General features: G+C 71.3%; 11 protein-coding genes and 2 tRNA genes. 9 read left to right on the plus strand and 4 right to left on the minus strand.

The features are described from left to right. Positions 1-10 precede the first annotated feature (10 nt). Positions 11-87: transfer RNA gene (locus HCN52_RS04275), tRNA-Pro, on the minus strand. A 192-nt stretch (positions 88-279) separates the two neighbouring features. Between HCN52_RS04275 and HCN52_RS04280 the strand changes: the two genes are divergently transcribed. Further along, positions 280-353 (plus strand) — tRNA-Gly (locus tag HCN52_RS04280). Between the two features lie 44 nt (positions 354-397). Here HCN52_RS04280 and HCN52_RS04285 read toward each other — a convergent pair. After that, positions 398-643 carry a hypothetical protein gene (locus tag HCN52_RS04285; protein ID WP_168087003.1) on the minus strand — a complete coding sequence of 82 codons (246 nt, stop codon included), beginning with the start codon at positions 641-643 and terminating at the stop codon, positions 398-400. 477 nt (positions 644-1,120) lie between these two features. Between HCN52_RS04285 and HCN52_RS04290 the strand changes: the two genes are divergently transcribed. After that, complete coding sequence (locus HCN52_RS04290; protein WP_168087004.1) at positions 1,121-2,389, plus strand: acyltransferase family protein; 1,269 nt, start codon at positions 1,121-1,123, stop codon at positions 2,387-2,389. A 171-nt stretch (positions 2,390-2,560) separates the two neighbouring features. Here HCN52_RS04290 and HCN52_RS04295 read toward each other — a convergent pair whose 3' ends face one another. Then, on the minus strand, positions 2,561-2,995 hold the full coding sequence (locus tag HCN52_RS04295; protein WP_168087005.1) for a DUF6507 family protein: 435 nt from the start codon (positions 2,993-2,995) through the stop codon (positions 2,561-2,563). 640 nt (positions 2,996-3,635) lie between these two features. On the opposite strand from HCN52_RS04295, the gene HCN52_RS04300 reads away from it, so the two are divergent. From HCN52_RS04300 to HCN52_RS04330, 7 genes are all read left to right on the plus strand, one after another. Then, positions 3,636-4,199, plus strand: coding sequence for a hypothetical protein (locus HCN52_RS04300; protein ID WP_168087006.1), 564 nt, complete (start codon positions 3,636-3,638; stop codon positions 4,197-4,199). Between the two features lie 178 nt (positions 4,200-4,377). Further along, a complete protein-coding gene (locus HCN52_RS04305) occupies positions 4,378-4,935 on the plus strand; it encodes a hypothetical protein (RefSeq protein WP_168087007.1) in 558 nt (185 codons plus the stop codon). Positions 4,936-5,141: 206 nt separating this feature from the next. Next, complete coding sequence (locus HCN52_RS04310; protein ID WP_168087008.1) at positions 5,142-6,812, plus strand: alpha/beta hydrolase; 1,671 nt, start codon at positions 5,142-5,144, stop codon at positions 6,810-6,812. Between the two features lie 289 nt (positions 6,813-7,101). Continuing rightward, positions 7,102-7,377, plus strand: coding sequence for a hypothetical protein (locus HCN52_RS04315; RefSeq protein WP_168087009.1), 276 nt, complete (start codon positions 7,102-7,104; stop codon positions 7,375-7,377). A 230-nt stretch (positions 7,378-7,607) separates the two neighbouring features. Beyond that, positions 7,608-7,874 (plus strand): hypothetical protein, encoded by a 267-nt coding sequence (locus tag HCN52_RS04320; protein ID WP_168087010.1) that lies wholly within the window; start codon positions 7,608-7,610, stop codon positions 7,872-7,874. Between the two features lie 73 nt (positions 7,875-7,947). Beyond that, positions 7,948-8,421 carry a hypothetical protein gene (locus HCN52_RS04325; protein WP_168087011.1) on the plus strand — a complete coding sequence of 158 codons (474 nt, stop codon included), beginning with the start codon at positions 7,948-7,950 and terminating at the stop codon, positions 8,419-8,421. 347 nt (positions 8,422-8,768) lie between these two features. After that, on the plus strand, positions 8,769-9,350 hold the full coding sequence (locus tag HCN52_RS04330; RefSeq protein ID WP_168087012.1) for a hypothetical protein: 582 nt from the start codon (positions 8,769-8,771) through the stop codon (positions 9,348-9,350). Between the two features lie 129 nt (positions 9,351-9,479). Here HCN52_RS04330 and eccCa read toward each other — a convergent pair whose 3' ends face one another. Continuing rightward, a complete protein-coding gene (eccCa, locus tag HCN52_RS04335) occupies positions 9,480-13,445 on the minus strand; it encodes a type VII secretion protein EccCa (protein WP_168087016.1) in 3,966 nt (1,321 codons plus the stop codon). Positions 13,446-13,659 lie beyond the last annotated feature (214 nt).

The raw sequence follows: 13,659 nt of genomic DNA on the forward strand, positions 1-13,659 counted from the left end.
TCATCGTACGTGGTCGGGGTGGCCGGATTCGAACCGACGACCTTCCGCTCCCAAAGCGGACGCGCTACCAAGCTGCGCCACACCCCGTAATGGCTCACGATGCGAGACGTAGCGTACAGGTACGCCGGGAGCCCCACGTACCGGGCACGGCGCACGCCGGACCGCCGCGCGCCCGGCTCGGTGCCGGCAGGGCGCCCGTGATCGGGGGCGGGCACGCGCTGATACGATGCTCACCGCGTCCCCGGTTCGACACCTCGTGTGCGACGCCGGGCGCCGTACGCGGGTGTAGCTCAATGGTAGAGCCCTGGTCTTCCAAACCAGCTACGCGGGTTCGATTCCCGTCACCCGCTCCACATCACCGGCCCGGTCCCTCGTCGAGGGGCCGGGCCGCGGTGGTTCAGGGCCCGCTGGAGTCGACGGGATCGTCGACCGGGCCGACGGAGCTGATGGAGTCGTCCACCGCGCCGATCGAGTTGCCGATCGACTCCAGGAAGTCCCGTATGGGATCGGCGGCACCCGTGGAGGCGAGGGAGAAGCCGAAGAGGATGGCCACGATGGCCGGTCCCCACTTGACGGACCCGCCGCGAATCATCACGACGAGGACCACGCCCAGCAGCAGTGCGAGCGAGAACGAGATAACCACTACAGATCACACCCTCGGAAGGAACGCCGTTCACCGCTTGGGGGCTTCCCCGCGTCGGAGCGTCCCAAGCACGCACCATCGTGCCACCTCAACCCGCGCCCCGTGGGCGGCCGGTGACAGACGGTCGGCTGATCTGCGTCACATCCGGACGGGCCGCACACACGATGCGTTGCCGTTATCGATCAGTTATCACCGGGCGTGATCGAGGAGGTAAATTCACCAACCCCGAACACCCCTCCGGGTCAGCACCCCCACCCGCGCGGGCCGAGATGACACAACTCACCGCGACACGCGACGACACCCTGGGGTTTGGCCGGATATATGCCACGCAAACCGGTCAATAATGGTCATTGATCAATCATCTCAGTGCGTCTCTTCGCACAATGCGAGCATCTTCTAACCACAGTCTTCAAATGCTTCACGGGCTTCGGAGTCGTCGAATGTGCCGCGCGCCCGCGGGCGGCTATTGTGCCGACGATGTTGCACGTTCGTGATCACACGGTCCTGACGGCGGACCGCCCGACACCGGTCCCCGAGACCGGGGCGCCGGGCGCAGAGCGAGGGCGCGCCGGCCGCGCCCGGGAGCCGGCGGCTCCGCCGACGGCGAAACCGCGGGCCGCGCGCGACCCGTACTTCGACAACGTCAAGTACCTCGCGATCGTGCTGGTCGCCATGGGGCACGCCTGGACGCCACTGATGGACAGCTCACGCGCCGCCTCGGCGCTGTACATGTTCGTCTACACGTTCCACATGCCGGCGTTCATCGTGGTGGCGGGCTACTTCTCGCGGAGCTTCACCGGCCGCCCCGACCAGCTGCGCCGGCTGGTCACCGGCATCGGGGTGCCGTACCTGGTCTTCGAGGTGGCGTACATCGCCTTCCACCGCCAGGTGCACGGGGGCGACCACCCCTGGAGCCTGCTCGACCCGTACTACGTCACGTGGTTCCTGCTCGCGCTGTTCGTGTGGCGGCTGACGGCGCCGTTCTGGCGGATCATCAGGTACCCCGTGCCGGTGGCCCTCGGGATCGCCGCCCTCGCCTCGGTCTCCCCGGAACTCGGGGACGACTTCAACATCCAGCGCGTCCTCCAGTTCCTCCCGTTCTTCGTGCTCGGGCTGACCCTCCGGCGGGAACACTTCGAGCGTCTGCGGCGCCCGGACGTCCGGCTGATGGCGGTTCCCGCCCTCGTCGGCGGTCTCCTCGTCGCCTACTGGGCCGTCCCGCGTATGAGTGCGCGCTGGTTCTACCGGACCAACTCCGCCCAGGAGATGGGCCACCTGTGGTGGACGGGCCCGGCCATGACGCTGGCCCTCTTCGGCGCGGGGCTGGTGCTGACCGCCGCCTTCCTGGCCTGGGTCCCCGCACACGCCACCTGGTACACCGCGCTGGGCGCAGGCACCCTCTACGGGTACCTGCTCCACGGCTTCCTCGCCAAGGGCTCGCGGTGGTGGGGCTGGTACGAAGCCGAGTGGATCTCCACGCCGCTCGGCCAGGTGACCGTCACCGCGCTCGCCGCCGCCGTCGTCACGGTGCTCTGCACCGCGCCGGTCCGCCGGCTGTTCCGGCCCGCGGTGGAACCCGCGATGAACTGGGCGTTCCGGTCGACCGGCAGCGACGGGGGCCGCGGTCGGCCGGTCGGGGCGCACCGAGGGACCGACCACCGGGCGACGGGGGCCGGCACGGACGGCCGGCCACCGGGCGCGGCCACCGCCCCCGCGCAGCGCCGCGACGGGGACGCCCCTGGGTGAGCGCGCCGCGCGCCGGACGGGGCCGTTCCCGGGCTCCCGTGGGCATGGGGCGGAGGTGCCGAACGGGGCCGGATAGCGCCGCTGCGCGCCCCGGCGGGGTGGCGGTCCCCGCCCGGGTGTGGGATACGGGGCCGCGCCACCGGGTCGGTCCGGGTGGCGCGGAGCGCGGGGTCAGCCCCAGGGGGCGGCGGGGCCCGTCCCCGGGTCCCCGAACCCGAGCGTCGGCGGGGTCACGTGCGGTGCGAGGTGCGGCGACATCGGCCCGAAGGCGATCGGTGCCCGAATGTCACCCCGGCTGAGCCCGTTGGCCTCCATCGCGACGTCGCCACTCCCGTAGCTCGCGGTCACCTCCGTGGCGCCGACGTCGGACCTGTCGGCGGCGCCCCGCATCCCGGTGAGGCAGTCCACCGTCTGCGCGGTGAACCGGGTCAGCGCGTCCCCGACCGGGCTGCCGGCCACCGAGCCCACGCCGAGCCCGCCGCACGAGCCCGCGGCCTCGTTGAGGTCGGACACGCACACCTTCGCCCCGGCGTCCAGCCGGGACGAGGCGCGGGCGTACTCGGCCAACCGGTTGCGCACACCCTCCGGTGTGATGTCCCACTCCATCGGCTTCCTTCCCCGTTCTTCCCCGTTGTCCCGACGTCGCCGTCCCGCGGCGACGTGGTCTCACCGGTGCATCACGCACGCACCGACCGCTGCGGTTCCCCCAGCCGCCCCAGCCGTCCAGCACCCGCCGGTGCCCCGATGGCGCGGCGGGGGCGCGGCTCTAAGGTCGCGCCGGGGAATGCTCTGGTCCTGTCACAGAGCCCGGGACACGGTTGTCCGGGCGTTCCGCGGCCTGTTACACAGATCTCCGAAGCGAAGACGAGCCCGCCGAGGCCGAGGACCGGCCGATCGGCGGGCACGCCCGGTGGCACGCGCCGCCACCGCGGCGCGGGGCCGGTGCGACAGGGGGCCACGGCTGTGGCAGCACGGTCGTGGGTGGGGCCGCTCAGGAGGACGGTACGGAGCATCCCGCAGCCCGCATCATCGCGGTCGGGAGCCACCCAGGATGCCCGTCAGCAGCGCCGTGGGCGCGGAGTCGGGGCGGAGAACGTGTGGTCGATGCGGGTGGTCGACGCGGGCGCCCCTCGCCTCCGACCCGGTGGCGCTCGGCTCCGTCGACGCACGGCCCGACGTGCCGACGGATGCGGACTTCGGGGCGAACCGGACGGAGAACAACGCCAATGACCAGGGATGGTGACGCATGAACCAGCACACACGCCCCCTCCGCCGTCGCGCGGCAGTATGCGCGACCGCCGTCGTCCTGGCGATCTCCGGATGCGGCACGAACTCCGCTGCCCGCGGCGACGCCCCCGCCGACACGGCCGCGGAACGGTCCCTCTCCGATGCGGCGCGGGAGGTGGCCGAGGTGTCGCGGGCGCTCGCCCGGGCGGGTGGGCTGGACCAGGGCTCGCTGCGGATGGACAACTCTCCCCGCCGGGCCCCGTGCCCTGTCGGCGGTGACGACCCCGACCTGTTCACCGTGGAGCACGTGTGGTCGATCACCGGCGTTCCGGAGCAGGACCTGGAGTCGGCGCTCGACCGCGTACATGACCACGTCCGTGAGGAGGGGTGGTCTGTCCTGCTGTACGGGCCCAACAGCAGCCCGGCAGAGGCCCTCGAGCTACGAGCCGAGCGCCCGGACCGTGGGCACTTCGTCGATGCGCTCTTCCTGGATGCACGGAATGCGTTCAACAGCCGCACCGAATCCGGCATTGCAGTCACCGTGTTCACCACCTGCTATCGCGATGCGGCCCCGCACAGCTGACGCCGGTCAGCGGCAGGACATCGGTCCCTTGCGGGGCGGTCGCCGGCACCGCGGTGAGACCCACAGCGGCTGGACGACGCGCTGCGGCCTCGCGCCCTCCCACGACCCGACCTGCTGTCCCACGTCCCCTCGGACCCGGATGCTCATCCCGTCGTCGGCAGACCGCAGGAGGTCACCCGTGAGTAGCCCCGCTGGTTCTTTCGGGGCGCGGGCCGTCGTCGTCCTCGCCTCGTTCCTCGTCCTCGGCTGCGGAATCCCCGAGGCCGAGGAGCACACCGGCTCGTCCGGTGGTCAGCCACCACGACTCGACCCTGCCGGAGTGGTCAGGGAGGTCACAGACGTCTCCGACCACATGATGCGACTGCTGGAGCTGCCGGAGGCGAACGTCGAACGTCCACTTCCGCCGGAACGCAGCTTCTGTCCCGACGGCGACGGCAGCGAGCTCGCCACGGTGACCGACCTCTGGCGCGCCACCCAGGTCCCGGAAGAGGACATGGAGGCTGCGATGGACCGACTCCATCGAGCACTGTCCGACGAAGGCTGGACCGTCGTGATGTTCGAACCCAACAGCAGCGACGCGCAGAGCCTCGAACTGCGCGTGGAGAAGGAAGCAGAAGAGCTCTTCGCCTACGCCCGATTCGCCGACGCACGCACGGGGAGGTTGGCCGAGGGCCAGAAGTCCGAGATCAGCGTGTCGGTCTTCACCCGCTGTTTCGAGGACACCTCGAAGAACTGAGGAGGACACGGCGACGAGTCCGGCCCGGGAATGCTCTGGTCCTGTCACAGAGCCCGGGACACGGTTGTCCGGGCGTTCCGCGGCCTGTTACACAGATCTCCGGAGTGAAGACGAGCCCGCCGAGGCCGAGGACCGGCCGATCGGCGGGCACGCCCGGTGGCACGCGCCGCCACCGCGGCGCGGGGCCGGTGCGACAGGGGGGCGGTATGGCGCTGATCAGGACCACGGAGATCCCGGTGTTCTCGGGCAACCTGGAGACCTTGCAGGAGGCGACTCGCCGGTTGGGCAAGGACGCCGACGACATCTACGACTCCGGGGACAGCCTGCACCTGACCTTCCAGAGAATCGGCAACCACTACAGCGCGCCCGAGACCGCAGACCTGCTGGCCACCACCGTGCCGGTGCGGGAGAACGGCGAGTCGGTCCGCCAGAGCGTGGCACGCGTGGCTCTCGCGGTCGACGACTACGCACGCGACGCCCAGACCATCAGCGCCCGGCTCGACGCGCTGCGCACCCGGGCGGCGGAGATCCCCTCCGTCCCCGAGGACGACCCCGACTTCGCACGCCACGAACAGGAGAGCGAGGAGATCCGGGGCGATGTCGCGGCGCTGGTCGCCGACTTCGCGCGCATGGAGGAGGAGACCGTCCGGACGATCAACTCCGCCCTCCCCTACGGCCAGGACCACGGCATGCCGGGCCCGTGGGCCCCCGGCTACCAGCCGCCGTGGCTTTTCCTGGCACCCTCGCCGCCGCTGCCGTGCTTCACCTCTCCCGAGGCGGCGAACCGGTGGTGGCAGGGGCTCAGCGCGCAGGAGCAAGAGCGCTGGATCCAGGGCAACCCCGCGGGCATCGGTGCTCTCGACGGCATCCCCGTGGTCGACCGGGACCGCGCCAACCGCATCGTCTTCGACCGCTGGTGGGAGCGCGAACGCCCCGACCTGGCACTCCGGGAGCACCTGGCGCAGCAGCCCGACCGGTACGTGCGCGTTCAGCGAAGCGAGCGCGTCTACGAGGACGGGTACGTCGACGTGGAGACCCGGGAGTGGAAGCGGTGGGACGAGGAGCGGAAGCTCCTCATGGGGCCCGTCGACATCCACGACCGCATCAACCGGCTCGGGCACTACGGCCACTCAGACCTGCCGCAGCCTTTTCTCCTGCACTTCGATCCATCCGGGCGCGGACAGGTAGCAGTTGCCAACGGCAACCCGGACACGGCGGACCATACTGCGGTCTTTGTACCGGGGACCGGTTCCGACATCACGGAGTTCGGTAACAACATGGATCGCACCCTGGACCTGTGGGAGACCTCCGACACTCTGGCTACCCCGGGGGAGGAGGTCTCGACGATCATGTGGATCGGCTACGAGGCGCCCGAAACTCTGCCCGAAGCCCGGAAAGGTGAGTACGCCGAGCGTGGCGGCAGCCAACTCAATGATTTCCTCGACGGGATCGCGAGCTCACGAACGGCTGGCCCCGGCAACACCACAGTCATCGGTCACAGCTACGGCAGCACGGTTGTCGGTGAGGCCACTCAGGAGGAGGGGAGGGGCGAGACGATCTCGGCAGACAACATCATCGCGGTCGGGAGTCCTGGCATGACGGTCAGTCATGCCAGGGAACTCGGTGTCGGCGCGGAGAACGTATGGTCGATGCAGGCTCCGCTCACCTCCGACCCGGTGACACTCGGCCGCGTCTTCCACGGAAAGACGGACAGCTTCTTCGACGCATGGCCCAACGTTCCGTCGGACGCGGATTTTGGGGCGAACCGGATGAAGACCGATGCAAGCGACCACAGCGACTACTGGAATTCCGAGCTGAACCTGCGTAACCAGGCATTCGTGGTCGTCGGAGTCCCAGGGATGGTGACGCATGAATGAACACACACGCTCCCTCCGCCAGCGCGTGGCAGTATGCACTGCCGCCATCGCCCTAGCAATCTCTGGATGCGGTATGAACTCTGACAACTCCCCTGCCCGCGTCGACGGCTCCGCTGACGCGGCCACAGAGCGGTCCCACTCCGATGTTGTGCGGGAGGTAACCGAGGTGTCGCGAGCACTAGCCCGAGCGACCGGGCTGGACGAGGGCTCGCTACAGATGGACAACTCGCCCCGTCGGACCCGGTGCCCTGCCGGGGGCAACGATCCCGACCTGTACACAGTGAGGCACGTGTGGTCGATCGGCGGCGTTTCGGAGCAAGACTTGGAAGCGGCACTGGACCGAGTGCACGACCACGCCCGCGAGGAGGGGTGGTCCGTGCTGATGTATGGCCCCAACAGCAGCCCGGCAGAGGCCCTCGAACTGCGGGCCGAGCGTCCGGGCCGCGGCCTCTTCCTCGACGCACTGTTCCTGGATGCACGGAACGAGTCCAACAGCCGCACGGAATCCGGCGTTGCGGTCACAGTGTTCACCATCTGCTACCGCGATGCGGTAGAGCGCAGCTGACGCTGGTCAGCGGGACGGCATCGCCCCGAGTCTCTATGAGGCCGTCTGCGACGAGGCGGAGCAGGTCGATATCCCCGCAGTCGCAGTCGCCGAGCACGACGGAGTATCGGTCAGCTCCGCCTTCGAGGTCGAGGCCGACAGTGGTGAGGTCTTCCCGGACGGCGCGGGGGTTGGCCCCGCCTCCGCCGAACGCCTGGGGCGGGGCGGGGCGGGGCGGGGCGGGCAGCAGGATGCAGGCGCCCTTCCACCGGGACCAGGTGGCCGAGGGCGGGCGCTGGTTCCACGGCGAGACGAACAGCGGCTGGAAGACGCGCTGGGGCTTCGCGCCCTACTACGACATCGACGTCGTCCCGAACGTACCGTCCGACGAGGACTTCGGAGCACGGCGGTTGACGAACGACTCCGAGGACCACAGTGGCTACTGGAAGACCGAGATGACCCTCAAGAACCAGGCCGCGGTGATCGTCGGACAACCGGAGCGCGCCTCTTATGAGTAAGCCGTTTTCGCATCGTTGGGCGGTCGTTTCCGCCGCTGTGACAGCAGGGATCCTGATGAACGGATGTGCCGGGATGAGTGACGCCAAGGACGAGACTCCCGCGGTCGAGTACCCGGTCAGGTCCGTGGAGGACGTGCGCGAGGAGGCCCGCGCTGCGGCGGTGCATCTCGACGAGCTCATGGCGGCCTCGACCGAGCCTCCGACCGTTCCCTCTCGCAGGCAGGCTTGCTCGGCCGAGTACGACCGGGTGGACCTGTTCTCCGCCCGGGCCTCGTGGTCTCTCCGAGGTGTCCCGGACGGCGACATGGAGGCGGGCATGACCCGGATGCGGGACGGCCTGGAGGCGGAAGGCTGGGCAATCGTGATGTTCGAGCCGAACAGCAGCCCCGTGGGGGCACTCGAACTGCGGGCGGAGAACGCCGCCAAGGGACTGTTCGCGCGGGCGGAGTTCGCCGACGCACGCACCGGCCGGTTGCCCGGAGGGCAGGAGTCGGACGTACAGGTGACGGTGTTCACCGAGTGCTACACCGACCCCGACGCCCGGTAGGAGAGACCGCGCCGTCACGGTGTCGCGGCACCCCGGCTGAGCTCGTCGGGAGGCACCGTGGCGAACGCCTGGCGGGCACGCCCGGTGGCACGCGCCGCCACCGCAACGCGGGGCCGGTGCGACAGGGGGCACTCGCTGGTTCGGCGGCGGGACGAACAACGGCTGCATGACCCTGCTGGGCTCGCGTCGTGCTGCGACGTCGGTCTCGTGCCCCACGTGCCCTCGGACGAGGGCTAAGGGCTCGCAGGTCGGCCGACGACTCGGTCGGCCGCAGTGGCCACTGGGACGCTGAACCGAACCGTGAGAACCAGCCGCGGTCGTCATCGGGCGGCCGGAAAGGGCACCGTATGAGTAGCCACCGTCACTTCCGTCCGACACTCGCCGTCGCGGCCTTGCTCACGGCCCTCCTCGCCGGCGGATGTGGTCCGACGGACGACCCGGCGCCCAAGACGTCGACCGACGCCCCGGCACCGGAGACGTCGACCGAATTTCCCGTACGCCCCGTCGAAGAGGTCCGGGAGGAAGTGCGGGCGCTCGCCGGCCGGCTGGAAGGGCTGGTCGCGCCCTCGCTGGACCGGCAGGAGATCAGCGCCTACAAGACGGCCTGTTCCATGGACTACGGGCGGTCGGACCTCTTCTCGGCGAGCGCCTCGGCCCGTCTGGAGGGGGCGCCCGAGGACGAGTTGGAGTCCGGAATGACAAGGGTTAGGGACGACCTGGAGGAATCGGGCTGGGAGATCCTCATGTTCGAGCCCAACAGCAGCCCTGTACAGGCGTGGGAGCTGCGGGCGGAGAAGGTGGACGAGGGGTTGTTCCTGCGCGCCCTCTTCACGGACGCCCGCACCGGACGGCTGCCGGCGGGCGAGGAGTCGGACGTGTACCTCAACGTCTTCACGCAGTGCTGGACCGACCCCGAGGCCGGGGACTGAGGCCCGAAACTCTCACCGAACCCGAACCCGAACCCGAACCCGAACCCGAACCGCGACGCCGCGTCGTCACGCGTCGTCCGCCTCGCCCGGCGAGGGGCGGCCCTCAGGGGCCGCCCCTCGCTCGTGCGGTCAGCGCACCGCGGTCTGGACGAGCTGGTAGGGGGCGCCGCGGCGGACGAGGACGCCGCGACCGGGCGGCAGGGCGCTGGGATACAGCTTGGGAAAGACCTGGCCCTCCTGCCGGTCGCCCGTCATCAGCAGGGTGGTGCTGCCGTTCTCCTTCAGTGACTGGAGGAACGGTTCGAAGAACCCCCGGGAGATGCCGGCCATGCGGCGGGCGACGACGAAGTGCAGACCGATGTCGGGCGCGGAGGGGATGAACGGCAGGAACGGCTGCAACGGCCGCTGATTGGCGGTGGCGAGCACGTCGTAGTCGTCGATGAGCACGACGATGCGGGGGCCCGTGAAGGTTCCGGGCTCCATGGCCTCCGGCGCGAGGTCGGAGTCGGGCATCCGCTCCTGGAGCTTGCCGGCGATACCGGCGGCCAGGCGTCCGGCGAGGTCGGCGTTGTGGGCGTACCCGCCGCGGTACCGCTCGGGCACCGCGGTGCGCAGCCCGCGGCGCGGGTCCAGCACGGCGAAGACCAGTTCCTCGTCCGAGTACCGCTCCATGAGGCCGTCGGCGACGAGCCGGAGCAGGTTGGTCTTGCCGCACTCGCTGTCGCCGAGCACGACGAGGTGCTGGTCGCCGCCGCCCTCCAGGTCGAGCCCGACGGTGGTGAGGTCCTCCCGGACGGCGATGGGGATGGTCCGGCCGCCGTCGAACGCCGGTAGCGAGGACGCGGGGAGCCGGGGCGGCAGCACGCGGACCGCGCGGACGGGCTCGCCGGTCCAGGCGTCGCGCACGCGGCGGACCGCCTCCTCCAGCCCGCCGGCGTTCTCCTGGTCGGTGGTGCCGTCGATGCGGGGCAGCGCCACGTGGCCGAAGAGCTGCGCGTCGGTGAGCGCGCGGCCGGGGGTGCCGGTGGGGACGGCCTCCATGAGCTTGCGGTCGATGCCGCTGTCGTGCGGGTCGTTGAGCCGGAGTTCGAGTCGGCTGCCGAAGGAGGACTGGGCGTTGATGCGGACGTCGTTCCACCGGAGCATTCCGGCGACGACGTGGATGCCGTAGCCGCCGCCGCGGCGCAGCAGGTCGCCGATGGGGCCGTCGAGGTGGTCGAACTCCTCGCGGATGGCGCCGTAGCCGTCGATGACCAGCACGATCTCGGTGGAGCCGAGTGCGGGGAGGCGGCCGGCGGCGCGGGCGCGGCGGAGGGAGTCGACGGAGTCGATGGCGTGGTCGCGGAAGAGCAGCTCGCGTTCGGCGAGCATCGTGCGGAGTTCGTCGACGGTGCGGGTGACGCGCTCGCGGTCGGTGCGGGTGGCGATGCCGCCGACGTGGGGCAGGTCCTCCAGCGGGCGGAGGCCGCCGCCGACGAGGTCGAGCCCGTAGACGGCGACGTCGCGGGGGCTGTGGGTGAGCGCGAGGGAGAGGACGAGGGTGCGCAGCAGGGTGGTCTTGCCGGACTGGGGTCCGCCGATGACGGCCTGGTGGCCGCCGGCGACGGTGAGGTCGAGGACCCACTGTCCCTGCCACTGCTCGCCCGGGTCGTCCAGCAGCCCGACGGGCACCCGGAGGGGGCCGAGCGGTGCGCCGCCCAGCCGGAGGCCGTCCGGGGTGGTGGTGGTCCCGCCGCCGACGCGGTCGAGGGTGGTGGCGTCGGGCAGCGGCGGGAGCCAGATCTGGCGGACGGGGTCGGCGGCGGTGCTGAGCGCGTCGACGACGGTGGACAGCAGGGTGGGTGCGTCCTTGGTGTCGCGTTCGGGCGGGGCCTGCCGGGCGTCGGGGTCGCGCTCGGCGGCGGGTGCGGCGGGCAGGTTGCGGGCGGGGAAGACGGTGACGGTCGGGGCGGCCGCCTCGGCGGGGGCGCGGCGGACAGGGCCCTGGTGGGCGCCGGAGACGTAGGCGGCCTTGAAGCGCTCGTAGACGCTGGTGTCGACCTTGAGGTAGCCGAAGCCGGGGACGGGCGGGAGTTCGAAGGCGTCCTTGCTGTCGAGGACGGTGCGGCTCTCCTCGGCGGAGAAGGTGCGCAGGCCCAGGCGGTAGGAGAGGTAGGTCTCCAGGCCGCGGAGCTTGCCCGCCTCGATGCGCTGGCTGGACAGCAGCAGGTGGACGCCGATGGAGCGGCCGATGCGGCCGATGGAGAGGAAGAGGTCGATGAAGTCGGGCTTGGCGGTGAGCAGTTCACCGAACTCATCGATGACGACGAAGAGATGGGGCAGCGGGTCGAGGTCGGGCCGGGAGCTGCGGCGGGCGGCGTTGTAATCGCCGACGTTGGCGAAGTGGCCGGCGTCCTTGAGGACCTGCTGGCGGCGCTTGACCTCTCCCGCGAGGCTGGCGTGGACCCGTTCGACGAGGCCGGGGACGCTCTCCAGGTTGGTGATGACGCCGGCGACGTGGGGCAGCGACTCGAAGGGGGCGAAGGTCGCGCCGCCCTTGTAGTCGACGAGGACCACCGCGAGGTCCTCGGGTGCGTGGGTGGCGACGAGGGCCAGCAGCAGGGTGCGAAGCAGTTCGCTCTTGCCGGAGCCGGTGGCGCCGACGCACAACCCGTGGGGTCCCATGCCGAGTTCGGCGGACTCCTTGATGTCGAGCATGACGGGCTCGTGGAGGTCGCCGACCCCGATGGGGACGCGGAGGAAGTCGCGCTCCCCCCGCGGCGCCCAGAGCCGGGTCGCGTCGAGGGCTGCGGGGTCCTCGATGCCGAGGAGTTCGGGGAAGTTCACGGGGGCGCTCAGCGGGGTGTCCCCGGAGTCGGACTCGGGGGACAGCCGCAGCGGCGCGAGCACGCGCGCGAGGCTCTCCGACTGCTGCGGCGGGCAGGCGTCGAGGGTGCCGTGGAGCCGGGCGGGGGTCGGTTGCCGCAGGTCCTCGATGGTGATCCGGTCGCCGTCCACGAGGATGCGGACGCTGACGTCGCCGGGTTCGTCCACGCGGCGGGTGACCGGGTGGAGGACGGTGACGCCGAGTTCGACGAGGGAGACGGTCTCGTCGGTGCGCGGGAGTTCGGTGGCCGGGCCGTCGGGGGTGTCGAGGACGACCAGCAGCCGGCTGATGTTGTCGAGCGCGGCCTTGTTGCCGAGGCCGCGGCGGATCTCGGTGACCCGGGCGGCGCGGGTGCGGAGTTCGGCGGCAATGACGGTGGCGAGCTCGCCGGGGTCGGTGGCGATGCGGCGGGCCGGTCCCGCGGCGTCGGTCGCCTCGGGGTCCAGCGCGTGCGGGAGCCACTTGGCCCATTCGTAGTGGCCGAGGCTGTCGGCGGGGGTGCAGAGCGCGAGGCCGAGGTCGTCGGGGGCGTGGGAGACGGCGGCCTGGGTGAGGAGGGCCCGCAGCACGCGGAGGGTGTCCTTGCGGGTGCCGACGACGGAGACGTTCCCGACCCGGTCGAGCGGGACGGTCAGCGGCATGTCGGGTGTGGTGCCGAACCGTTCGCGGAGTTCGCCGGCCTCGTTGCGCATGAAGGGGTCGACCGGGGTGATGGCGTTGCTCTGGCTGTGGTCGATCTCCAGCACGCGCTGCGGCACCGGGCCGGCGCCGAGGCGCAGGTGCAGGAAGTCCGGGTCGCGGCGGCGGCGTTCCCAGAGGCGGGCCTGGTCGGCCACCAGGTCGACCAGCGCCGCGGGCGGCGGGTGGGCGGCGCGTGCGGTGGCGCGGCGGCGCACGTCCTCCTCCGCCAACTCCTCGCGCAGGTCCTCCAGGTACTCCAGGTAGCGCTCCCGCTGCACGCGGCGGCGCCGACGGGCCTTGCCGCGCTGGGAGAAGAACATGGCGGTGGCGCCGACGACGGCGGCGACCAGGACGAACACCCCGATGATCGCGAAACGGCTGCTGCGCATCACGGTCATCATCACCATGGAGCCCATGACGCCGACCATCGGCAGCATGGCTGCCAGCGGCGACATGGTGTCGCCTTCCGGCAGGTTGGGCGGGGCCTCGATGCCGCGCCGGCCGGGTTCGGCGAGCGGCGGGACGGTGCGGGCCGGTCGGTGGACCATCTGCGGGCTGTTGAGAGGGGTCAGCGGCGAGCGGCGGGGCGGTCCCAGCCGTCCGGTCGGTGGCGCGTCGGCGGGGCGCTGCGGCGGCTCGGTGGGAGCGGGGGCGACACCGAGGACGCGTCGCAGCGCGGCGGGGAGGCGGATGGCGAGCGTGGCGCGGGACGGCTGCGCGTCGGCTTCGGTGTCGGGTGCCGCGGGGCGCGCGGGCTCGGCG

This window comes from Streptomyces bohaiensis (assembly GCF_012033785.1).
Classification (GTDB): domain Bacteria; phylum Actinomycetota; class Actinomycetes; order Streptomycetales; family Streptomycetaceae; genus Streptomyces; species Streptomyces bohaiensis.